Here is a 21061-nt window from a genome sequence, read left to right as displayed (position 1 = left end):
GCTTTTTATTTTTTTGAGACATAGTGAAATATATGTCCATTGAAGCCCACCGGTTTTTTTTCGACACCGGAAATACTCTCCCAATCCAGCGCAGACTTCTTGCTCTGCAGAAACTCCGGACATCCATCGAAACCCATGAACCGGAAATCACGGCGGCCTTATTTTCGGATCTTGGAAAATGTCCCTTCGAGGCATACGCATTCGAGATCGCTCCTGTCCTGCACGAAATCGATTATCTGATCAAGCACACGAATAAAATCCTGAAACCGGAGAAAGTACGCTCACCAATGATGATTTTCCCGGCAAAAACGGTTATCCGTCACGACCCATTCGGTCTTGCCCTCCTTTTGTCCCCGTGGAATTATCCGTTCCATCTCTTCATGCTCCCGCTTGCAGGAATCGTCGCCGGCGGAAACGTCGTGATCGGAAAAACATCCCGGAGATCACCCGAGACCGGAAAGATCATCCGAACGATCCTTGCCGAAGTATTCCCCGAAGAATGGGTTAGTGTAGAGGATGAAGTCGATTTAGATGCGCATTATGACTACATCTTCTTCACCGGCGGAAAAGATACGGGAAAAATGATCGCCGAAAAGGCGGCTGCCCACTTAACACCGGTGACCCTGGAGCTCGGCGGGAAAAATGCCTGTATCGTCGATGAGACCGCAGATATCCCTGTAGCCGCAAAACGGATCGCCTGGGGAAAGTTTGCAAATTCCGGACAGACCTGCATCGCCCCTGACTATCTGCTGGTACATAAATCCGTTCGGGATCAACTCGTAAATAAAGTCAAAGAAGAAATCGTCACCCTCTACGGAAGTAATCCGGCAACGAACAACGACTACGGCAAGATCGTCACCAAAGATGCATACGACCGTCTGGTCGCGTTCGAAACACCGGAGAACCTCATCTTCCGTGCCGGAGAGCACAATCCCGACGGAAGAAAAGTCGCGCCGACGATTCTGTCCGCAGATATGTCCGACCCCGTCATGCAGAACGAGATCTTCGGACCGATCCTCCCGGTCCTCGCGTGGGAGAGAAAGGATGAACTCGAACAGCTGATCAAAAAGGAGCCGCTGGCCCTCTACATCTTCTCCGAAAACGAAACCTTCCGCAATCATCTCATCGAACGAAACCCTTCAGGCGGGGTTTGCATCAATGATGTCATGATGCAGGTCGCAAACCAGAACGCTCCTTTCGGCGGGGTTGGAACCAGCGGGATGGGAAAATATCACGGAAAGGATTCGCTTGAAACCTACACGCGGAAACGCACGGTCGTGATCAAGAAAACAAGACCCGACCCGAAGATCCGGTATCCTCCGTACACCGAAAAAACCCTGAACATGGTCAAAAAGTGGAGAAAACTGCTGTTTTAGATAGTAAACAGATGCCGGTCTCCGGAAATCGAAAACAGACCGGCACGAACCCCGCAGTCCAGCCAGCCGTATCCGTAGGAAAAGAAGATCAGAGCGTTGATAAGATCGTCGGGAAGATATACACCCCCTCGTGCAAGATACGAGCCGGCGGTTTTTAAAATACTGCACGCCGCGGCATACATCACCGTTTCAGAATCGGGCGAGGGAGAGACGTCCTCCAAAGCGCTCGTCAGCATCCTCTGATACCGGTAGGTCTTCTCGGAAAGATGTTCAAAAAGAGAATCGGGGAGACGTTCCTCGATCTTTGGAGGAACCGACGGCGAACCGGCAAGATATCCAAGAAAGCGTCCGGCATCCAGCCAGCCGTATCCGTAGGCAAACGAGGCGACGGCATTGACCAGATCACCTTTTTTGTAAAAAACCCTACCGTCCGATGCATAACAGGAAACCATCTCGAGGATCTCGTCCGCGGTCTGTCCAAGAACGGTGCCTTCCGAAACGGTCTTTTCAGAACACGAATCCTCAGCAAAGGTCTTCCCATATGCATCGATCAGCATAGACCCGCAAACCTCTCCAGATACTCGCGCTCAATTTCGTGAAGTGTTGCCGGAACGATTAAAATGTGCAGGGGAGAACCGAAATCAAACGCCTTCATCTCTTCGGCATTTCCTGCATGCACCGTAGGCTCCGGTGAACCGGCCCGGGCGATACCTACATACAGAGGGATCCCGGCATCCACGCGGCGTGCCTGCTCTTCCAGAAGATCGACGGCCTCGGAGATCTTCATGTAGCGTTCCTTGTCCTTTTGAATATCCAGAAACACCAGCGTATGAAGATTTTCCTTGAGATTTGCCGAGATGACTTCTATTGGAGTCATCGGGAACCATTTCCCGTACGGAAACGGTACGGAAACCGATTTGCCGAACCGGTAGTTCTGCAGACCGGAAAGACCGCAGACCGCGGTCGTTATCGAGGCGCCGTGAATGATGGTCGTCGGGATATTCCGGTCGGCCGCCCGGATACGAAGATCCGAATGGGTCGTTGCGACCATGGAATCGCCGGCGGTCAGAAAAACCGCATTTCCAAACTCTGCCGCATCGAGGATCTTATCTGCATGGATCTCCACATCCTCCCGGTACAAAGGCGTGATTTTCTTGCCGTAGAACGCTTCGAGCCGTTCGATCGGGGCACCCATAAGAACCGAGGTGTACACTTCCAGAAAAACCGTGTCGGCGGATTTTATAGCATCCAGACCCCGGACCGATACATCATATTCGTCAAAGAGGCCAAGCCCGATAAAAGTCAGCATTGTTACTCACTTGTTGGCTCTCGGTCATGTTATTTTTATTGAGGGAAGGGGGAATCCCCGCTCACACCAGCATGAAAACAAAATGCAGAAGTGCCCCTAGCGAGGTGCCGAGCAGAAGCGTAAAAACCGTGATGAGAGCGGCGGCCTTTACCCCGATCTCCTTCATCAAAACGGCGATCGTCGAGATGCAGGGAACGAAAAGAACGCACACCAGCGCGAAAATATACAACTGGCTGCTTGTGAGAATGGAGGCAAGATCGGTTGTTCCCCCCATGATCGCGAGCGTTTCAAACGCCATCTCTTTACGAAGGATCCCAAACATGAGAGCGGTGAATGCAAAGCCCGGCAGCCCGAGAACGGCCGTTGAGATCGGATCGATGAACGACTCGAACATCGTAACAAGGCCGAAGTATTCAAAAATCCCCAGAAACACGCTGCTGACCAAGAGAAGCGGCATCGCGATGTACAAGAACTCGCTTACCCGCATCCAGGCTTTCCTGACCACATACTTCGGGATCGGACGGCGAAGCTGCGCCATTTCGAGGATCATCCCATACTGCTCGCCCGGGGTGATTCGGGAAAGAACGCAGCCGAGAACAAAGACCAGAATGAAAACGATACCGTAGATGGAGAATGCGGCGCCGAATCCGATGAATGAGGCGACTATCCCTGAGATAACGACCGTTCGCGCAGAGCAGGGAAGCATCGTCACGAGAACGGAGGCTATGATCCGCTCGCGTCTGGTCGGAAGAAAACGCGTGCTCATGATGGCCGGAACACTGCATCCAAACGAGAGAACAAGCGGGATCAGTCCCTGACCATGAAGCCCGAGATGGTGCATGCCCCGATCCGCAAGAAAAGCGGCCCGGGTCAGATATCCGGTGTCTTCCAGAATCGAGATGAAGATGTAGAAGAGAAACACATACGGAAATGCGATCCCAAGACCCGACATAAGGGCAAGGATCACCGCACCGCCCACCGTATCCCAAAACGGCGCGAGATTCAGCGCATGAAAAGGATCTAAGAGATACGTCGTCATCACGCTGATGATGGCCTCTTCCAGAAATCCTCCAAGGAGAAAAACGATCGCGAGGATACCAACCATCGTGATGATCAAAATGGGAATCCCCGGAAAACCGCGGGTCAGAAGTGAGTCGAGATCACGGCGTTTCTTTTGGGGGGCTAAGGTCGTCACCTCATCTGAAATCGCTTTTGCCGTGTTGTGCCGGTTTGCCCCGATAATCTGATCGGGAGACATCATGTGGCGTTTTTCGATCTCCGACGAGATCGCGGCGGCACTCTCCATAACTTCCGGCGACAGCGTGCTCAAGGAAACGTTTTCCAGTGCAAAGAGCGCTTCAGCCAAAGAGAGATTATGATACTTCTGCAGATTTCTTGCCGCCGCTTCGATGTGATGATCATACCGCGGAACGATTATTGGAACGGGGAGTTCGTCGCCGATGACGTAGTCGGCGATCTTCTCCAAATTTTTTCCCTCGGTCGCGATCGTCTCGATCACCGGAACGCCGAACTTCGCCGAAAGCGCGGCGGCATCGATGATTTTTCCGGCTGATCTCGCATCGTCCATCATATTCAAAACGATAACCAGAGGTTTTCGAATCTCGGCAGCCTGCAAAAGAAGATACAGATTCCGTTCCAGATGTTTGGCATCCAAAACCGCGACGATCAGATCGGCGTCACCCGTGATGAGATACTCTCTGACGAGTTTTTCCTCGTCGGATTTTCCCGACAGCGAATAGATGCCCGGCAGATCAGTGAGCGAAAACTCTGTTTCGTTGTAGCGGACGATTCCCGACATCAGCCCGACCGTGGTGCCCGGATAATTGCTCACCTCGACGCCAAGACCGGTCAGATGATTGAAGATGAGGGATTTTCCAACACTTGGATTCCCGAGCAGGGCGGCGCGGCGCATCATTGCGTGTTGCACCGCTCGACCATAATATTCTCGGCAACCTCGGGACTTAGGGCGATGTCGCATCCTTTGACGGTGATTACAACAGCGTGATTGTCGAGTTTTCGCCGAAGTGTGATCAGTTCCCCGGGAATCACGCCGAGATCGATGAGCCTGCTGTGTTTACCAAAACACCGGATCATGGAGACATGCAGAAGAGAGCCTTCCTCGCACTCGGATAAGGAAACGATCGGATTGCGTTTTGTAAGGCCGGCATGTCCTTCATGTTCCTGCATTACGGGATGCTCTGTTCGGGCTGCCCTTCTTCCCCATGTTCGTCCGTGTCCAGGTTTGTGTCCCGGACCCCGGTTTTCCAGGAATGTGTCGAGACGGTCGATCGTCTCGGTGGAGATGCTGTGTTCCATCTGGCATGCTTCCTTTGAAGCATGATCTGGTTCGGTGCCGAGAACGTCGGTGAGGAAACTGGTCAGCACCGCATGTTTGCGCGCCACCTGGGCCGCTTTCACTGCGCCCTTGTCCGTGAGAGAAAGTCCTTTTGCCGATTCGGTGACGTAGCCTTTGTCTTTGAGGCAGGTAAGCGCTTTGCTGAACTTATCAGTGTCGCCGTGTGCCATATCCTCCAGATTCGAGACCTTTACCGTCTCTTTGCCGGTATTGAGTATTGCTTCGAGAATATCTTCCGAGAGTTCAAAGGTCATTATTATCTTACTATTTTTCACCTCAAAATATGTATATTATGCCTTTGACATCATTTTGGAAAAGAGAGATTTTGGTTTTTCAACAGCGGAGCAGGTTTCAACAAATTTACACCGGGTGCAGTATGGACCCCGGACAACTTTCGGAATCCCGCCTGCAAGCACTTTCTCTGCTGCCCTTAGTGCAAGGAATAATGCACGCCGATCCTGCGGCTCGACTACGACACTGCGTATCGTCCCTGACCCGAGATACTCGACGCGCCCGTAGAACGGTTTTCCAAACATATCTTCAAGACATACCGCATAGCAGACCACCCTAAGACGATCAGAAAGATAGACGCCGCGGGTAGGCGCGTTTCCGCTTTTTACCAGAGAAAAACTGTCGTCGAAGAATCGGTCAACCTTCCCGCACATACCGTATTTTTCAGAAAAAACAGAAACATCATACCGCTCGGCCTGACGCCAGGTCAGTTTGCTGCAGGCAGCGACCATTTGTTCGAGGTAGGTAAGCGCGGGCTGATCCTCGGGCACCATATTTTTCAGCCCTTGCTCCCAGACATCCTCGGTCGAGAGAATATCGCCAAGATAATAGGAAAGTTGTTTTGCAACCGTATATTTAATCGGCTCTTCGTAGGGGGTATCGGTGGATTTTGCCAGGTAAAGCTGCATGGGACAGGTGCCTGCTTTCACCACATCTGTTACAGAGATTTTTTCGACCGGCATGACGACTCCATAAACATAAGTTCGTCTAACGCACTATTAATAATTATGGCAGGTAACGAACTCAACATTCAGATCCCTCAAAACCTTGATCCCGTGTACAGCAATATGATCCAGATCGCATTCAAGGATGATGAGTTCACGATGATGTTTTTACACCAGCTTCCAATGGCAAATCAGGCAAAAGCCAAGGCTATCGTAGCGATCAGCCCGACGCATGCGAAGAAACTTCTGGCAGCTTTGGATAAGAGCGTGAAAGACTACGAGGCGAAGTTCGGACAAATCACCGGCGGGGCGCATGCCGATGGATCCGACACCGCGACGCTGCAGGGATATTCATAAATCAATAACTTATTTATTGTCTAACAGGCAATGTGTTTAAGCACATAATGTGCCGTCGTGGCTTAGCGGTATAGCGGCTGATTCGTAATCAGCAGGCCGAGGGTTCAAGTCCCTCCGACGGCTTATCATTCTCTTCTTTTCACGGTGTTTTTCTTATTTTATTTGATTCGCTAGATGACGCGGCAATTCCAAAAATTGGAGTGATCCCGCTTAATAATAATACACGCCGTCGATGCGGGTCGTAGCTTTCCCGCCAAACAGCAGGACATCATCCTGGAACCGAAGTTTGATTCTGTTAAATTCCCGGTCGTCTCCCCCCTGTTCGAGGGAACACGACGACCCGTCCCATATGCCGTGTTTGAGCATGTAGTAGCCGAATGCGCTGTTCCCAGACCCGGTCGCGGGATCTTCCAGGTACCCGAACCTCGGAGCAAAAACCCGTGTATGGGCAATATTTTCCGGATCGGCCGGATTCAAGGAAAAGATCAGGATGATGTCGATATCGTTTTGCAGGCAGAACTTCTTGAGACACGGTTCATCCGGATAGATGGAGACGAGTTTTTGGAAAGATTTTACCGGCACGATCAATGTCCTTAGTCCGGCATCGATGACCTCGAGAGGGAACTCCCGACTGAGATCCTCATCGCACAAATCAAGCGGCGCAGCAGTATCCTCCGGTTTTAAACCGGTGGGGAGATAACCTGGGTTTGGAGCGGAGATAAATACGGCGTCCTCATCCGCGATTCTGTTATAGACGGTGAGCTGCCCTTTTTTGTTCGTATGTATGGGGATCTCGCTGCATGAAAAAAGGCCAGGCGTGTTCTTGATCAGCGTATACATGCAGGCGATCGTTCCGTGCCCACAGAAACTTACCTCGCCTTCGGAAGAGTAGTATGTGAGAAAAATACCGTCGTGACTTTTACAATAGATCACTTCCGAGACGAAACCTCTGTGCTGCTTTGCTATCTCCAGCATAGCGTCTTCTGAAAGGGTCTGGTTTTCGTCCAAAAAAGGCAGGCGGCAGGATTGCCGTTGGAAGCATCCGAGGTGAATGCATCTGCTTTTCGATATCGGTATGTCTCCATAACGCACCCCGAAAATATCAGGGGTATTTGTTGTCTTTTGGACGGATGTGTTTTTCCACACCGTTCGAGATGTACACGTACCGGTATCCCTGCCACTCACCGTTCGGTTTTTTCACATCGGTGAGCGTTTCCATGGCTTCGAGACCATCTTCATCATAGCATTCCAGCTCCAGGGTCTCTTCCACCTCGCCGGTCTTGGTGTTGTACCGCTCCCAGATGACAACGGATTCATCATACTCATCGAACTCGTCATACTCTTCCATTTCAGCTTCCTGATCGGAATTGGATTTCTTAAACGGATTGAACATAGAGATAGATATCTACATTAGGTAATATAATTTCCTGTTTTTTTCACGATTGAGAGGGATTGGGCCAAAGCCGCATCATGCCTGTTCACTGAGAACTTTTTTGACCTCTTCGCCTGAGATGACGCCGAGTTTCTGCAAAATTTCCGGTTTTATGCGGGCGATATAGGTCGCAACAAGTCCGCTGATGATCCCTTCGATGATCGAGATCGGGATCTGAACTACGGCAAAAACGGCCGCTGCCGCAAGAAAAGCGGTCAGAACACTGCCTTCGACCGGATATGCCAGGGCTATCTGGAGAGAGGTTATGAGATAGGTCACACAGTTGGCAACAACCGCCGCACAGAAAACCGCCGGTCCAAGAGGGACCCGGCCGGTTTTTCGAAGGCCCTTAAAAACCAGCCATGCGGCTAAAGGCCCCATAACCGCCATCGAAAAGGCGGTGGCCCCAAGTGTGGTGAATCCTCCGTGTCCAAGCAAAAGCGCCTGGAACACGAGAATGATCAGACCGAGAACCGACGTGACGGCCGGTCCAAAGAACGAAGCCGAGAGACCGGTCCCCGTCGGGTGGGAGCAGCTCCCGGTCGGCGACGGGATATCCACTAAAGAAACCACGAATATAAACGCTCCGCATACTGCCATCAAAGGAAGGACATGCCTGTCATTATTGATCATTTTCGTTATTTTCCACATACCGTAGATGAGAAACGGAGCTGCCAGAACGGCCCAGAAAACACACCAGCCAATGGGCAGGAACCCATCCATAAAGTGCATAACCAAACATTGCCGCGGAGAGTGTAAGAAGATTATCCTCCCACAAAAAAAGGACGGCATATCCTGCCGTAATCTTCGCAGCATGGAAGAAATCTACAAATTAAGGCGCAGATGGAAAAACTGTGTCGCAATCTCTTTGAATAAGATGCCCAAGATTAGAGACTGATCACTACACGATGCAAAATGCGGCGCATGCATCCCGCGGAGGGTTTCGTGAATCTCTCGAACATGCAGAATCCACATAAACGTGCAGAATCAGAGAATCCTCTGCTCAAAACAATCTACAATATCTCCAAAAAAGTATCATAAATTGAGAGCTTTGGCAAAAGCCTTAGTTCTCAACAATTACCCGGACCGGAGTCGGGAGTTTGTATCCGCTGTGGAGGAGTGCATCCTTTGCCTGATCGACATACTGCGGGGTTGTCCAGACGGTAAAAACACGCTGTCTTGGTGCAACACGGGCTGCAGTTCCGACTGCTTTACCGAATGCAAGTCTCATACCCTCGGAAACACGGTCTGCACCAGCTCCGGTTGCCTGCTTGTGTTCACGAAGAACGTGGTGCGGGTATGCTCTGATTTTTAAGTGGAAGTTGTTTCTTCCGACGGTCTTCATAAGACGTCTGTTCATATTGATACGTGCAGCTTCCATTGCCGTGTGACGGATCTGGCATGCTTCAAGTGCTTCAAGATGGATGGCGACCGGGAAATCCTCGGAGAGGTTACCCATATCAAACTGTACAACCTTAAGACCCGGTACACCACCCATGTATTCACGGCGGCAGTAGGCCTTTTTGGCAAGGTTGCGATACATTCGTGCTGGCTTTCTTACCATTTTTAATTACTCCTAGCTCTCTTAAATGTGCAAATCAGGTTGGTTGGAAACCATATTAAAGGTTCTTATTCTCCCCCTCTAGTTTCTCGATTTCTGCGAGAACATCTTTTCTGAGTTTAGCAAACTCAATACTGGTTCTATCACGCGGTCTTGGCAGTGGATTTGGATATATTTCGTAAATTCTTCCAGGACGAGGTGTGAGAATGACAATTTTATCTGAAAGATAAACTGCCTCATCAACGCTATGCGTAACGAAAAGAATAGTCTTTTTCGTTTCTTCCCAGATCTGGAGAAGCTCACGCTGCATTTTATTCCGGGTCTGCGCATCGAGCGCGCCAAAGGGTTCATCCATCAGCATAACCGCCGGATCAGTAGCAAGTGCCCGGGCAACGGCAGCCCGCTGACGCATACCCCCCGACAGCTCGTAAGGATAATTATCGCCAAATCCGGTCAGCCCAACCAGAGCAAGACGCTTGTTGACTTCGGCGATCCTCTCCTCCTTTGGAACGCCGATCATCTCCAAACCAAAACCCACATTTTCCGCGACGGTGCGCCACGGATAGAGCGAGTATTCCTGGAACACCATCGTCATCTTCGGTGACGGGCCGTCCACGATTTTTCCATCTATGGAGACGGTTCCGCTTGTTGGAACATCAAGACCGCCGATCATACGAAGGAGGGTGGTCTTCCCGCATCCCGAGGGGCCGAGCAGGCAGACGAACTGCCCGTCATGAACCTCAAGATTAACATGCTCCAAGGCAGTAACATCGCCTTTTCGGGAAGAGAACGTTTTCGTAGCGTCTTCCACTTTCACCCATACTTTATCCCAGTCTGTCATTTGTCAAGCACCTCCCAGGCAAACTTCGTTCGCATTACATACTGGAAGAACTGATCCATGGCAATGCCGATGATGCCTATGGCAATCATACCTGCGATAACCATCTGGACCTGACCCCAGTTATAGGTATACATGATGAGATATCCAAGACCCGAGACGGTCCCAGGCATCATTTCCGCTGCGACAACGCTCATCCATGCAATGCCGAAACCGACACGAAGACCGTTCCAGATTGCAGGACCCGCAGCCGGAATAATGACCTTGGTGATGATCTGGCGTTCATTTGCCTGATAAATCTTAGCGGTTTCGACCCAACTTCTCTTCACCCTCTTCACACCGTCAATAGTATTGACAAGAATCGGGAAGATACAGCCGATCACAATAATAAACAGGATCGGCGTAAGCCCAAGACCAAACCATGCAAGGGATAAAGGCACCCACGCCATCGGAGGAATGGGACGCAGGATCTGGATCAGACTGTCTGAAAATTGTTCAAGAACAGGATACCTGCCGAGAATGATCCCCAGAGGGACGGCGATTACACAGGCAATGATGAAACCAAGAGTTACCCGGTAAATACTGACCCAGCTGTTCTCCACAAGACTCCCGCAGCCGTAAAGATCGGCAAACGGGGTTGCAAAGACTGCGAGAACGGTTTCCACCCGCGGAAGGATGTATGCATTATTCATCAGAATTGCCGCAACTTCCCACACTACGAGAACCAGTGCCGGAAGTATCAGCTTAATGTACCATTTCATGATCTTTGATGCTCACCATCCTCTTTTATGTATGTGGATCTTGCAGAATATCAAATGTGTTACTTGTTTTAAGTGAATCTGATGTCCGTGTTAACGAGACAGGACACATCAGATGTAATGATAAAATAAAAAAAAGTGAGGAAGTTTACGCGGATTTTACCACGTAGACAATACCAGCCGATTCAAGAGCAGCTTTCAGCTGAACATCCTGAATGGATCCAAGCTGGGGATCGCCAAGAACCACATTCTTGCCTTCGGCACTGCGTGATTTGACCCATGAAACAAAACTATTCCAGTCGTTTGCGGGGGAAGAGACGGATGCGACAAGTCCGGATCCTTCAAGCATGATTGGAGAGAGAATCTTGAGACTCATGTCACCTGTACTCTTATCAACCGCGCTGATGAAAGGCGGCGTGCCGGCAAGTGCATACTGGATAGCATTCTGCTGGAGAAGGGTCATCAGCTGAGGTCCGCCGGTTCCTTCAACGAGCTTGACATCGGCGATCTTCTGACCATTGGTGTAAAGTTCAGCATCGGTGATCTTTCCGGTCTTTTCCGTGACGGGTTTCAGATAGCAGTTATAGGTATCCTTAAAGTACTCCCAATCTTTCAGGAGAACGAACAGAGGTGCGTGGTGATCGCTTGGCAGATACCCGATTGAGATGGTCGAGGTCGCCGCAGGCGTGATGAATGTTCCGCTTTCAACCTGTAAAACAGCCGACTCATACGGACCGAAGTCATAAAGGATTTCTGCAGATTCATCCGCGGATGTCGTGGCGAGTTTGGAAGTAACGAGTCCAAGTTCACGCTGGGACAGGATGAACGCCTGATTACTGTCCATCCAGGATTCGGTAACTTCGCTGGAGAACTTGATCGTCGGGATCGAGGTCTTCATCACGTCAATTGAACTGACCGTGACATTTCCATAGGTCATGTTCTGACTGGAGAAGAGCCAGTCAGCAGTTAATACGGCTGCGTTATCCGGATTATCATTGATATACTTGTTTCCAAGGATCATCAGAGCCGAAAGACTTGCGGCAATTTCTGGATTTTCCAGAGCTTTGGAGTTGGCCCCAAACACGCAGCAGGTGTGGTTTGTCCACGTTCCTTTAGGTGGAAGATCCTGACTGTAGGAGATTACTTTTCCGATGTCACCCTCTAATGCGACGGCAACAAAAGGCTGCCAGTTGATGTATCCGTCGATCTGACCGGTCGCGAGAAGCCCCGGCATGGTTCCGGCTCCAGTATAGAGAATCTCCACGGTAGCATTATCACTTCCCGTATCAGTACATCCTGCGGTAAAAACTACCATGACACACACAAGAAGTGCCATCAAAAACATAATCAGCTTTTTCTGCATGGATATATGTTGGCGTATCTCCATAATCAATTAACCGCAATGTAAAGTATAATTCAACCCGAAAAATATCCAATACGTGCTTTGAAACAACCCAATGTATATTTTACACCAAAAATTCACAAGTTTTGCATCCGACATACGGGCTGCCCACATCAGGAAAACCCTGCTTTTAATGTGGTGAAGAGACAATATAATAAGAACAAATGAGGATATTAATACTTGGTGCCGGAGCAGTAGGGCTGTCAGTCGCCGCAAAATTATCGAAATATGCCGAAGTTTTTGCAGTATGCCGGGAAAGATGCAGTACGTCTATCGAAAAGGATGGCTTTTTTCTAACAGGGATCTGGGGGACGGAAACATTCCGGTTTCCCTGCGGAGTAACTCCCCCGGAAGGGCCCTGGGATTATATCATTATATCCACCAAAGCTGCCGCCACACGCGAAATATGTGAAAAATATAATCATCTGTTCGGTGAGGCCGAGGTCGTGAGTCTCCAGAACGGAATCGGAAATGAAGAGGTCATTGCCGAATATACCGACCATGTGATCGGCGCAATGATTATTACCGGATTTGAATGGAAAGCAGACAATGCGGTGTTCGTATCAGTCGACGGCGGAGCCACAGTCTTTGGAAGATATACGGGAGGAGCTGATCGAAAAGCGGAACTCCTGTCTGATCTCTTCAACAAAGCAGGCATGCGGGCGAGCGCCACGGATAATATCAAAGGGACCATCTGGTCAAAAGCATTGTACAGCTGCTCGCTGAATCCTCTTGGGGCAGTTATGGAATGCCCTTACGGAGATCTCCTCAGAGAACCCGCATGGAATATCATTATTAACATAGTGCATGAAGCGTTCGAAGTGGCACGCGCAGAAAATATCTCACTTGTACAAAAAACAGCGAATGAATATCTTGAGTTCCTGAAGACAGCGAAGATCCCCCCAACGGCCGCACATTTTTCCTCAATGTATCAGGACATAGCTGCCGGCCGCAAAACCGAGGTTGACTTTATCAATGGAGCCATAGTTTCACTTGGCAGGAGACACGGCATCCCAACTCCCGTGAATGAAACGATCGTCAATTTAACTCACTTCAAAGAGGAGCTTTCATGACGGCAAAACGATCCGCGATGATCCTTGCAGGCGGTGAGGCACGAAGAGTAAACGGACGCGAAAAGTATTTGTTTTCTTACCAAGGCTGCTCATTTATTTCTCGGCTTGTTACGACCTTCGAAGGACTCGTCGATGAGATCGTGATCGTTGCAAAAAACAAAAAACAGACCGAGCATTTTGCCGGCCTTCCGGAAATCGTCAGATGTACATGGGATACACAGCCAGGTCTTGGACCAATCGGCGGAATATCGGCAGGTCTAAACGAAATCAAGGGAGAACTCGTGTTCATCTCGGCATGCGATATGCCTACCATCCACAAACCCATCGTTCAATATCTGTTCGAGAATATCGAAGGGTATGACGCTATCATCCCGGAATGGGAAAATACCGACCTAGAGCCGCTTCATGCAGTTTATCGGGTATCGGCACTTAGGGAATATATCGGAAAACACGAATCTCTTTCCCTCCGCGACATGGTGAATACGCTGAATACAAAACGAATAGCACCGGAGATGTTTCGAACGGTCGATCCTGACCTTGAAAGTTTCAGGAACGTAAATACCCTTGAAGAACTTCTTGCCATGGGCCCGGAAGCAGCCTATCAGGAAAAACATCCTGAAAAGTAAAACAGTTTCAATTTTCGGCGAATCAGCACGCCCTAGAATATATCTCTAAAAATGAGATGAGTTATAACTCATCCTCTTCAGACTCTTCTTCCTCTTCCTGTTTGAGCTCGACGTTGGCGATATCAAACTGGCGGAAAGCAAGTTTCTTTGCTTTGATGATGTTTCTGCCTTCTTTTCCGATTGCAAGACCGCGATCGGTATCTGCAACCTCGATGTAGGCAACTTCGGTGTTTTCCTCTTCATCTTCTTCGAAGGTGACGGTCTGAACGTGGACAGGGAGGAAGCAGTTTCTGATGAACTGAACCTTGTCCGGGTTGTATTCAACGACCTCGACCTTCTTACCGAAAGCGTCAGATGCCTTCTTGATACTGGCACCCTTCTTTCCGATTGCAAGTCCCATCTCTCCCGGGTTGATGACGAAGAGAATCCGGCTGAATTTATCATCGACAACACAGTCTCTTGCGCCTGCACCGGTGAGATTCTCAAACTGGGCAATCATGCGCATGGCGTCTTCGGAAATAGTTATCTCACTCATATTTATTCACTCTTAAGGGAGAGGATATCGGACTCGCCAGCGTTGACGATCGCAAGGACGCTGATCATGTGATCTCTACCGCATTCTTTTCCAAGCTGACGGGAGCTGCCGTCAAATTCATAAAGAGGGACGTTTTCGTTTGCAGCAAGGAAGTTACGGATCTGTGCCGGAGCATTCTTTGCGATGATGACGAGTTCTGCTTTGTTCTCAGCAACGATTTTCTCAACAGAGTTCTGGCCGAGGGTTACCTCGCCGGTTTTCATTGCTCTTCTTAAAGATAAGTTGAAATCCATGTTTTTTCACCTTTTTGAGGTTCACTGCACTCTGGACAAGACTCAGGGGAGGTGAGTCCCGGCAGGTATTCTTGTCCTTCCCGCAGACCTCCGGCTTCACAGAAGACCGGGTAGTTTCTTCAGGAACATCCTGAAAAACTCTGTACATATACGCGTCGAGCAATAATGAAAGTATCCTCACTGATACCAGAGAGAAGAGATCACAAAAAAAGAGAAGATTAGTCTCTTCCGTAGAAGCCGTGACCGGAATCTCTTCTGGAGGAACTCCGATCGCCGCTTCCACGGCTGAAACTTCTTCGGTCGCTGCTTCCGGAATTTCCATAGCTGCGGCGTTCACCGCTGCCGGAACTCCGATCACCGCTTCGGTAGTTGCTGCCCCCGCGGCTTCCGTATGACCCACGGTTGTTGTTATAACTGCGGCGTTCACCGCTGCCGGAGTTCCGGTCACCACTGCGGTATCCTGAGGATCCGCCGCGCCTATCTCCGCTTCTGTCCCGATCACGCTCGCGTTCCTCTTCTTCCGGAGTACGCGGTGCTGCGATGGAAATCTCAAGTTCCTGACCGCGAATGGTCTTGGAACCCATAACTTCGGCAACGAGGTTGGCATGCTCTAAGGGGACATCTACATAGGAGTAGTTGTTGTAGAGATCGATTCGTCCAATCGAAGAGCCGGGTATGTCGCACTCACCTGCAAAGGCTCCGACGATATCCTTTGGACGGATCTGCTGGTTTTTACCAAGGGAGATACGGAATCTTACCATCCCGGGCTCGGCACCGCTGTTTTCAACGGTCCCGGGCGTAAACGTCTCAGAACTTGAGGGGGACGGCTGGAGAGGTTTGATCTCTTCACTCTGAGCGGCATTTTTCCCACTGTCAAGGTGCATCTTGAGAAGAGCTGCCGCAACCTGGATACTGGTTATCTCCGAAGTGGATTCGGAATCGACATCGGTTTCCGTCTCGAGAAGCTGCTCGACAAGAGGCAGATAAAGCTCAAGATTTCCTGCGGCCATGATGTCCCTGACTTTGTCGAGGAAGATCTGCTGCTTCATCTCGGCAACGTCGTCAAGCGTCGGCAGAGGTGTCTTGGCGATCTGGATCTTTGCATACCGCTGGATATCCCTGAGTTTGTAGATCTCACGCGGAGCAACAAACGTCACGGATTTTCCGGTCCTTCCGGCACGGGCAGTTCTGCCGATCCGGTGAACATAATACTCGACATCCTGGGGAACATCGTAATTGAAAACGATATCCACATCATCGACATCGATACCGCGTGCTGCAACATCCGTTGCGATCAGAACATCGATTGAACCGGACCGGAAACGTGCCATGACGCGGTCACGCTGCTGCTGCTTCATATCTCCGTGGAGGGCCTCCACAAAGTATCCGCGCGCCTGCATACGACTCATTAAATCATCCACCGTTCTCTTCGTGTTACAGAACACGAGAGCAAGTTCGGGGTTGTTCATATCAAGAGTACGGCAGAGCGCTTCAAGCTTGTCGCGTTCTCTGACCTCAATATACGTCTGCTCGATCTGGGGGACAGTAAGTTCCTTGCGGGTGATCTTCACGAACTGAGGATCACGCTGGAACCTTCTGGTAATGTCCAGGATCGGCTGCGGCATAGTTGCCGAAAACAGAATTGTCTGCCGGTCTTTGGGCGTATCGCGGAAAATGTCCTCGATATCCTCACGGAAACCCATATCGAGCATCTGATCAGCTTCATCCAGGATGAACATGGTGACTGAATCGAGATGAAGTGTCCCGCGTTTGATATGATCAATGACACGACCCGGGGTCCCGATGACGACCTGCACCGTACCTTTGAGGGCACGAAGCTGGCGTTCGATCGGCTGTCCACCATAAATTGGGACGACATTCAGTCCTTTTTTATATTTCATCAGCCGGGAAAATTCCTCGGCGGTCTGTATTGCAAGTTCCCTTGTTGGGGACAGGACAAGTGCCTGTACATTTTTGTTATCTGGATCAAGCCTTTCAATAATTGGAATCCCAAACGCTGCCGTTTTTCCCGTTCCCGTCTGAGCCTGCCCCGTTACATCTTTCCCATCAAGAATCTGTGGTATTGCCATTGCCTGGATAGGTGTCGGCTCCTCAAATCCCATGTCGCCTATCGCCTGAAGTAGTTCTTCAGAGATAGCGAACTCCGCGAATGTTTTAGTTTCCTCCATTCTTCGTACATATGCGTCTTATGAGGTTATAGAATGGTGGGTGCCGGATGGACAGAACCGATGTAACTATCATAATGCATGAGAAGCAAATATTCTCCAAGAATGGTTCGGGTATTCATAGCAGTTGAACCTGCAAAGGAGATAAGAGAGAGGCTGGAGGTGGCCGGGATGTCGCTTCGCGGGTCAACGGCACGACTGACGCTACCGACAGCTGATCAAATGCATATAACCCTGAAGTTTCTTGGAGAGATCCCGGAGGTGAAAATCCCGAAAATTGCGGGAGCTCTGGAAAAAGTGAGGGGCGCCCCGTTCCAGCTACAGGCAGCACGGGTCAGTACATTTGGGCGGCGGGTCATCAAAGCCGAAGTAACCGATCAGAGCTGCTGTGCGGATATTGCAAAACAAATCGACGGGCTTTTGCTCCCGCTTGGATTTCCCAAAGAAGCACGCCCGTTCTCCCCCCACATCACCCTTGCCCGGATCAAAGAGTATGCACCGGATCTCCAGGAAAAAACGGATGCACTTTGCGACGCCGAATTTGGTACATGTATGATCGAAGAAATCCTCCTAAAACAGAGCACATTAACCCCACGGGGATCCATATATACAACACTTGCCCGGGTGAAGTTATGAGAGATCCAATTGAGGAGGAAGTATTACAAAATATCCGGCCCACGGAAGAAGAGCGGCACGAAGTTTTTGAGATGGGACAAAAACTCATCGAAGCGGTGAGAGAAATCGCCGGTGTTCCGGCCATGATGACGGGATCCGTGGCCCGAGGAACATGGGTAAGGGGCGACAAAGACATAGATATTTTCATGCTGTTTCCCCCGACACTGTCAAGGGAAGAACTTCAGGAAAAAGGACTTGCCGCAGCATACGGCGTCGTGGCTAAATTCAACGGATCGTCAGAAGAAAAATACGCAGAACATCCCTACCTGAATGCCGTCATCGAAGGTTTCGACGTGGACCTGGTCCCCTGCTATCACGTAGAATCCACCGCCGAGATGAAATGTGCCGTTGACCGGACCCCTTTCCATACGCGATATCTGCTTGATCGAATAGACGGACTTCAGGACGACGTGCTCCTTATGAAACAGTTTTCAAAAGGAGGCGGCGTATACGGATCGGATCATATGACCGGAGGATTCTCCGGATATCTCTGCGAACTACTCGTCCTCGCATATGGAGGATTCAACGCGCTGCTTCAGGCAGCTGCAAAATTCCGTTTCGGAGAGGTCATCGATATCGAGGGATTCTATCCCGACAAAAAAACGATTCGAAAGCTCTTCTCCGAACCGTTAATCGTCATAGACCCAACCGATAAAACCAGAAACGTAGCGGCAGCATTGACCCCCACACGGTTCTCTGAATTCATGGAACTTGCCAGAGACTACTGCGCGAGACCCGATTCCTGCTACTTCATTCCTGATTCCCCAACCTCGATTTCAAAGGAGGAGTTCGCAGAAACACTTGAGATGAGGGGGACAACAACGCTGGCATTATCATTCAAAACACCCGCATATGTTCCCGACACCGTCGTTCCTCAGTTAAGAAAAACGATGGAGTCCATCAAAAATCAGCTTACAGCCGAAGACTTCCACGTTCATCGGGCGGAAGTGGCGATGGGGGCAGACCACTGTCTTATCCTCTTCGAACTGCTGGTCGCCGACCTGCCGACGATAACGCTGAGAAACGGACCGCCTGTTTGGGTTCACGACAACGCAGACAAATTCGTGGACAAGTACCTTCGAGAAAATCCCTTTGCGGGACCGTGGATCGAGGAAGACCGTTATTATACCGAGGTGGAACGCAAATACAGGCATGCATCCGATCTTCTGGCTGATAAGCAGATGATCCTCTCCGGATCGATTGGAAAACATGTCAGGATCTCGATGGAGGAAGAATACACTATACTTAAAAACGAAGATATATGGTCACCTGAATTCACCTTCTTCCTGTCGGCATACTTTGCAAAAAGCTCTCATGCGGTCAGAAAACTCCGGGTACTTGAACACCAATGACATTATCTGAGATCCTAAGAGAACATTCACCGGCTTTAGTAGCTCTCTCCGGCGGGACCGACAGTATGACCCTTCTCGCGGCATTCGTCAAAGAGGGGGGACCAGTCTCTGCAGCCACCATAAGATCAGAGTTCACTCCTCCAGATGAAGTCACAAGAGCGGAGCATTTCGCCCGCAGACTTGGGGTAAACTGGACGGTTATCGATGTATCTGTTTTATCCAAAGAGAACCTGCGATTCAATCCGCAGGACAGGTGCTATATCTGCAAAAAACTCATCATGAAAAAAATGCTCGAAGCTGCCGACGGAAAAACCGTCTGTGACGGGACCCATGCAGATGATGCAGCAGAGGAACGGCCCGGAAGAAAAGCCCTCAAAGAACTTGGAATCGTCAGCCCGTTTGCATTGGCAGGAATCGGAAAAAAAGAGATATACGCACTCGCGAAGGAGCTTGGTGTGCCGGTAATTCCCTCATCATCGTGTCTTGCCACACGGATCCCGTTCGGCGAAAAAATCACAGAAGACGACCTGAAAAAGATCGCAGACTCTGAGTCTTTCCTGCGAAAGAAAGGAATTAGAGGGATGCTTCGGGTACGTCTTTCATCCGGGCATGCCGTCATCGAAACCGAAAAAAATGAGATGGCCAATGCAGAATTATATGCAGATGATCTGAAGGCCTTCGGGTTTTCCACAATATCGGTCTCAGAATACAAAACAGGAGGTTCACAGACATGGAACAAAATAGAGCAGTAATGGTCAGGATCGGGGAGCTTTGGCTCAAAAGCGAGCCGGTCAAAAAACAGTTCATGCTTGCGCTAACGCGAAATATCAAAGCAGCTCTGGATACGCAGGAAATCCCATACATGTTAGAGGAATACCGGGGAAGACTGCTGATCTTCGGCGATGCCGCAAGAATCGCCCCGGTCGTAGCGAGGATATTTGGAATCGTTGACGTCAGTATCTGCGAAACGACCACAAACCGTCCCGAAGACATGGCAAAAACCGCCCTGACGTTTTCTGAGAAAAAACTCAAATCCGGTATGCGTTTTGCGGTCAGAGCGCGACGCCAGCATGTGAGCGGATTCACCAGTCAGCAGCTTGCCGGCATGATCGCCGATGCCATTTGGGAGAAGATCCCGGATTTCGTTGTCGATCTCGATGACCCGGAGTATGAAATATTCGTCGAGGCACGGGAATACGGTGGAATCGTATATGATGAGAGAATTCCAGGACAAGGCGGACTTCCCCTTGGAACAGCAGGCCGGGCAGTAGCGCTTCTTTCCGCAGGCATCGATTCGCCCGTTGCCGCATGGCTGATGATGAGGAGAGGCGTAGTCATCTCCGGTGTATTTATGGATGGGGGAAGATGGGCGGGATCTGCCACGCGTGACTTGGCAATGGATAATGTCAGAATTCTCTCCACCTGGTGTCCCGGAAGGGGTCTGCCGCTTTGGATCGTGAATCTCGAGCCGTTCTTCGATGCGATGATGACTGCATGTGACCGACATTACACCTGCCTATTCTGTAAGAGATTCATGATGCGGGTGGCTGAAGAGGTGGCGAAAGAGAATAAAATGGAGGGGATCGTCTCCGGAGAAAATCTCGGGCAGGTGGCATCACAAACTTTGCAGAATATGGGCGTCATCACCGAATCGGTGAAGCTTCCAGTTTTGCGCCCTCTCCTGACCTATGATAAAGAGGAGATCGTAGCGATCTCACGAAGAATCGGCACCTATCACGAAAGCCCAGGCGACACGGGGTGCCTCGCGGTCCCCAAAAAACCGGCAACCCGCTCCGCACAGGATCTGATCGACACTGAAGAAAACAAGCTCGAGATGAATGAGCTCGTTCGGCAGGCCGTTGAATCAGCAGAGCTTTGGATCGCCAAAGACGGAGAGATCTTCCAAAAAATACTCACTGAGAGAACGATCGATTCTTCCGTTTAACAACACACAA

23 protein-coding genes and 1 tRNA gene are annotated in these 21061 nt (G+C 50.2%); 9 read left to right on the top strand and 15 right to left on the bottom strand.

Translation table 11 applies throughout. From position 1 onward, the window contains the following. The first annotated feature begins 32 nt into the window (after nt 1-32). On the top strand, nt 33-1376 hold the full coding sequence (locus MLAB_RS02040) for an aldehyde dehydrogenase family protein (protein WP_011832765.1): 1344 nt from the start codon (nt 33-35) through the stop codon (nt 1374-1376). On the opposite strand, the gene MLAB_RS09675 is transcribed toward MLAB_RS02040, so the two are convergent. From MLAB_RS09675 to MLAB_RS02015, 5 genes are all read right to left on the bottom strand, one after another. Beyond that, on the bottom strand, nt 1373-1933 hold the full coding sequence (locus MLAB_RS09675) for a DUF357 domain-containing protein (RefSeq protein WP_011832764.1): 561 nt from the start codon (nt 1931-1933) through the stop codon (nt 1373-1375). The genes MLAB_RS02040 and MLAB_RS09675 overlap by 4 nt on opposite strands. Then, the gene (dph5, locus tag MLAB_RS02030) at nt 1927-2685 is read right to left on the bottom strand and encodes a diphthine synthase (RefSeq protein WP_011832763.1); all 759 of its coding nucleotides are present in this window, start codon (nt 2683-2685) and stop codon (nt 1927-1929) included. Before dph5 ends, MLAB_RS09675 begins: the two co-directional genes overlap by 7 nt. A 61-nt stretch (nt 2686-2746) precedes the next feature. After that, nucleotides 2747-4621, bottom strand: coding sequence for a ferrous iron transport protein B (gene feoB, locus MLAB_RS02025; protein WP_011832762.1), 1875 nt, complete (start codon nt 4619-4621; stop codon nt 2747-2749). Next, nucleotides 4618-5316 (bottom strand): metal-dependent transcriptional regulator, encoded by a 699-nt coding sequence (locus MLAB_RS02020; RefSeq protein ID WP_011832761.1) that lies wholly within the window; start codon nt 5314-5316, stop codon nt 4618-4620. The genes feoB and MLAB_RS02020 overlap by 4 nt, the downstream gene beginning before the upstream one ends. Nucleotides 5317-5352: 36 nt before the next feature. Beyond that, the gene (locus MLAB_RS02015; protein ID WP_011832760.1) at nt 5353-6036 is read right to left on the bottom strand and encodes a CRISPR-associated protein Cas4; all 684 of its coding nucleotides are present in this window, start codon (nt 6034-6036) and stop codon (nt 5353-5355) included. A 45-nt stretch (nt 6037-6081) separates the two neighbouring features. Here MLAB_RS02015 and MLAB_RS02010 point away from each other — a divergent pair, with 45 nt between their 5' ends. Then, nucleotides 6082-6375, top strand: a complete 294-nt coding sequence (locus MLAB_RS02010) for a DUF3467 domain-containing protein (RefSeq protein ID WP_011832759.1) — start codon at nt 6082-6084, stop codon at nt 6373-6375. Nucleotides 6376-6426: 51 nt separating this feature from the next. Then, nucleotides 6427-6498: transfer RNA gene (locus tag MLAB_RS02005), tRNA-Thr, on the top strand. An 87-nt stretch (nt 6499-6585) separates the two neighbouring features. On the opposite strand, the gene MLAB_RS09525 is transcribed toward MLAB_RS02005, so the two are convergent. The 7 genes from MLAB_RS09525 to MLAB_RS01970 form a co-directional block, all read right to left on the bottom strand. Then, on the bottom strand, nt 6586-7467 hold the full coding sequence (locus MLAB_RS09525; RefSeq protein WP_281034014.1) for a PhzF family phenazine biosynthesis protein: 882 nt from the start codon (nt 7465-7467) through the stop codon (nt 6586-6588). Nucleotides 7468-7477: 10 nt separating this feature from the next. Further along, nucleotides 7478-7768, bottom strand: coding sequence for a hypothetical protein (locus MLAB_RS01995; protein ID WP_048061970.1), 291 nt, complete (start codon nt 7766-7768; stop codon nt 7478-7480). A gap of 75 nt (nt 7769-7843) precedes the next feature. Further along, the gene (locus tag MLAB_RS01990; RefSeq protein ID WP_048061969.1) at nt 7844-8539 is read right to left on the bottom strand and encodes an energy-coupling factor ABC transporter permease; all 696 of its coding nucleotides are present in this window, start codon (nt 8537-8539) and stop codon (nt 7844-7846) included. A 331-nt stretch (nt 8540-8870) separates the two neighbouring features. Then, on the bottom strand, nt 8871-9371 hold the full coding sequence (locus tag MLAB_RS01985) for a 50S ribosomal protein L16 (RefSeq protein ID WP_011832756.1): 501 nt from the start codon (nt 9369-9371) through the stop codon (nt 8871-8873). A gap of 55 nt (nt 9372-9426) precedes the next feature. After that, nucleotides 9427-10209: an ABC transporter ATP-binding protein gene (locus MLAB_RS01980; RefSeq protein ID WP_011832755.1), complete on the bottom strand. Its 783-nt coding sequence runs from the start codon at nt 10207-10209 to the stop codon at nt 9427-9429. Then, a complete protein-coding gene (locus MLAB_RS01975; RefSeq protein WP_011832754.1) occupies nt 10206-10967 on the bottom strand; it encodes an ABC transporter permease in 762 nt (253 codons plus the stop codon). Before MLAB_RS01975 ends, MLAB_RS01980 begins: the two co-directional genes overlap by 4 nt. Before the next feature lie 145 nt (nt 10968-11112). Next, nucleotides 11113-12279 carry an ABC transporter substrate-binding protein gene (locus MLAB_RS01970; RefSeq protein WP_245525974.1) on the bottom strand — a complete coding sequence of 389 codons (1167 nt, stop codon included), beginning with the start codon at nt 12277-12279 and terminating at the stop codon, nt 11113-11115. A gap of 251 nt (nt 12280-12530) precedes the next feature. Between MLAB_RS01970 and MLAB_RS01965 the strand changes: the two genes are divergently transcribed. After that, nucleotides 12531-13439, top strand: coding sequence for a ketopantoate reductase family protein (locus MLAB_RS01965; protein ID WP_011832752.1), 909 nt, complete (start codon nt 12531-12533; stop codon nt 13437-13439). Then, entirely contained in the window at nt 13436-14065 is a 630-nt protein-coding gene (mobA, locus tag MLAB_RS01960; RefSeq protein WP_011832751.1) for a molybdenum cofactor guanylyltransferase, read from the top strand. The genes MLAB_RS01965 and mobA overlap by 4 nt, the downstream gene beginning before the upstream one ends. Nucleotides 14066-14126: 61 nt before the next feature. On the opposite strand, the gene MLAB_RS01955 is transcribed toward mobA, so the two are convergent. The 3 genes from MLAB_RS01955 to MLAB_RS01945 all read right to left on the bottom strand — a co-directional run bounded on the left by MLAB_RS01955 (nt 14127) and on the right by MLAB_RS01945 (nt 17082). Beyond that, nucleotides 14127-14600 carry a NusA-like transcription termination signal-binding factor gene (locus tag MLAB_RS01955; RefSeq protein ID WP_011832750.1) on the bottom strand — a complete coding sequence of 158 codons (474 nt, stop codon included), beginning with the start codon at nt 14598-14600 and terminating at the stop codon, nt 14127-14129. Between the two features lie 2 nt (nt 14601-14602). Next, nucleotides 14603-14893: a 50S ribosomal protein L30e gene (locus MLAB_RS01950; protein WP_011832749.1), complete on the bottom strand. Its 291-nt coding sequence runs from the start codon at nt 14891-14893 to the stop codon at nt 14603-14605. Between the two features lie 218 nt (nt 14894-15111). After that, entirely contained in the window at nt 15112-17082 is a 1971-nt protein-coding gene (locus tag MLAB_RS01945; protein ID WP_011832748.1) for a DEAD/DEAH box helicase, read from the bottom strand. A 102-nt stretch (nt 17083-17184) separates the two neighbouring features. Here MLAB_RS01945 and thpR point away from each other — a divergent pair, with 102 nt between their 5' ends. From thpR to thiI, 4 genes are read left to right on the top strand one after another with little or no spacing between them, the layout of a single operon-like run. Beyond that, a complete protein-coding gene (thpR, locus tag MLAB_RS01940) occupies nt 17185-17715 on the top strand; it encodes an RNA 2',3'-cyclic phosphodiesterase (protein ID WP_048061968.1) in 531 nt (176 codons plus the stop codon). Continuing rightward, entirely contained in the window at nt 17712-19106 is a 1395-nt protein-coding gene (cca, locus tag MLAB_RS01935; protein WP_011832746.1) for a CCA tRNA nucleotidyltransferase, read from the top strand. Before thpR ends, cca begins: the two co-directional genes overlap by 4 nt. After that, nucleotides 19103-19858: an ATP-dependent sacrificial sulfur transferase LarE gene (gene larE, locus MLAB_RS01930; RefSeq protein ID WP_011832745.1), complete on the top strand. Its 756-nt coding sequence runs from the start codon at nt 19103-19105 to the stop codon at nt 19856-19858. The genes cca and larE overlap by 4 nt, the downstream gene beginning before the upstream one ends. Continuing rightward, nucleotides 19837-21051, top strand: a complete 1215-nt coding sequence (gene thiI, locus MLAB_RS01925; RefSeq protein ID WP_011832744.1) for a tRNA uracil 4-sulfurtransferase ThiI — start codon at nt 19837-19839, stop codon at nt 21049-21051. Before larE ends, thiI begins: the two co-directional genes overlap by 22 nt. Nucleotides 21052-21061: the final 10 nt, after the last annotated feature.

The organism is Methanocorpusculum labreanum Z (genome assembly GCF_000015765.1).
GTDB lineage: Archaea > Halobacteriota > Methanomicrobia > Methanomicrobiales > Methanocorpusculaceae > Methanocorpusculum > Methanocorpusculum labreanum.
Note: the sequence above shows the minus strand (reverse complement) of the source record. Positions and strands in the feature narration are given on the sequence as shown.

Excerpts from the sequence above, each read along its gene's own strand:
- MLAB_RS01945 (WP_011832748.1), bottom strand. The coding sequence starts at position 17,082 with ATGGAGGAAACTAAAACATTCGCGGAGTTCGCTATCTCTGAAGAACTA.
- MLAB_RS02040 (WP_011832765.1), top strand. The coding sequence starts at position 33 with ATGTCCATTGAAGCCCACCGGTTTTTTTTCGACACCGGAAATACTCTC.
- MLAB_RS01955 (WP_011832750.1), bottom strand. The coding sequence starts at position 14,600 with ATGAGTGAGATAACTATTTCCGAAGACGCCATGCGCATGATTGCCCAG.
- MLAB_RS01995 (WP_048061970.1), bottom strand. The coding sequence starts at position 7,768 with ATGTTCAATCCGTTTAAGAAATCCAATTCCGATCAGGAAGCTGAAATG.
- MLAB_RS01985 (WP_011832756.1), bottom strand. The coding sequence starts at position 9,371 with ATGGTAAGAAAGCCAGCACGAATGTATCGCAACCTTGCCAAAAAGGCC.
- MLAB_RS09675 (WP_011832764.1), bottom strand. The coding sequence starts at position 1,933 with ATGCTGATCGATGCATATGGGAAGACCTTTGCTGAGGATTCGTGTTCT.
- MLAB_RS01970 (WP_245525974.1), bottom strand. The coding sequence starts at position 12,279 with ATGGTAGTTTTTACCGCAGGATGTACTGATACGGGAAGTGATAATGCT.
- MLAB_RS01990 (WP_048061969.1), bottom strand. The coding sequence starts at position 8,539 with ATGCACTTTATGGATGGGTTCCTGCCCATTGGCTGGTGTGTTTTCTGG.
- larE (WP_011832745.1), top strand. The coding sequence starts at position 19,103 with ATGACATTATCTGAGATCCTAAGAGAACATTCACCGGCTTTAGTAGCT.
- thiI (WP_011832744.1), top strand. The coding sequence starts at position 19,837 with ATGGAACAAAATAGAGCAGTAATGGTCAGGATCGGGGAGCTTTGGCTC.
- MLAB_RS02010 (WP_011832759.1), top strand. The coding sequence starts at position 6,082 with ATGGCAGGTAACGAACTCAACATTCAGATCCCTCAAAACCTTGATCCC.
- mobA (WP_011832751.1), top strand. The coding sequence starts at position 13,436 with ATGACGGCAAAACGATCCGCGATGATCCTTGCAGGCGGTGAGGCACGA.
- MLAB_RS01980 (WP_011832755.1), bottom strand. The coding sequence starts at position 10,209 with ATGACAGACTGGGATAAAGTATGGGTGAAAGTGGAAGACGCTACGAAA.
- MLAB_RS01950 (WP_011832749.1), bottom strand. The coding sequence starts at position 14,893 with ATGGATTTCAACTTATCTTTAAGAAGAGCAATGAAAACCGGCGAGGTA.
- MLAB_RS02020 (WP_011832761.1), bottom strand. The coding sequence starts at position 5,316 with ATGACCTTTGAACTCTCGGAAGATATTCTCGAAGCAATACTCAATACC.
- MLAB_RS01965 (WP_011832752.1), top strand. The coding sequence starts at position 12,531 with ATGAGGATATTAATACTTGGTGCCGGAGCAGTAGGGCTGTCAGTCGCC.
- MLAB_RS02015 (WP_011832760.1), bottom strand. The coding sequence starts at position 6,036 with ATGCCGGTCGAAAAAATCTCTGTAACAGATGTGGTGAAAGCAGGCACC.
- thpR (WP_048061968.1), top strand. The coding sequence starts at position 17,185 with ATGGTTCGGGTATTCATAGCAGTTGAACCTGCAAAGGAGATAAGAGAG.
- dph5 (WP_011832763.1), bottom strand. The coding sequence starts at position 2,685 with ATGCTGACTTTTATCGGGCTTGGCCTCTTTGACGAATATGATGTATCG.
- feoB (WP_011832762.1), bottom strand. The coding sequence starts at position 4,621 with ATGATGCGCCGCGCCGCCCTGCTCGGGAATCCAAGTGTTGGAAAATCC.
- cca (WP_011832746.1), top strand. The coding sequence starts at position 17,712 with ATGAGAGATCCAATTGAGGAGGAAGTATTACAAAATATCCGGCCCACG.
- MLAB_RS01975 (WP_011832754.1), bottom strand. The coding sequence starts at position 10,967 with ATGAAATGGTACATTAAGCTGATACTTCCGGCACTGGTTCTCGTAGTG.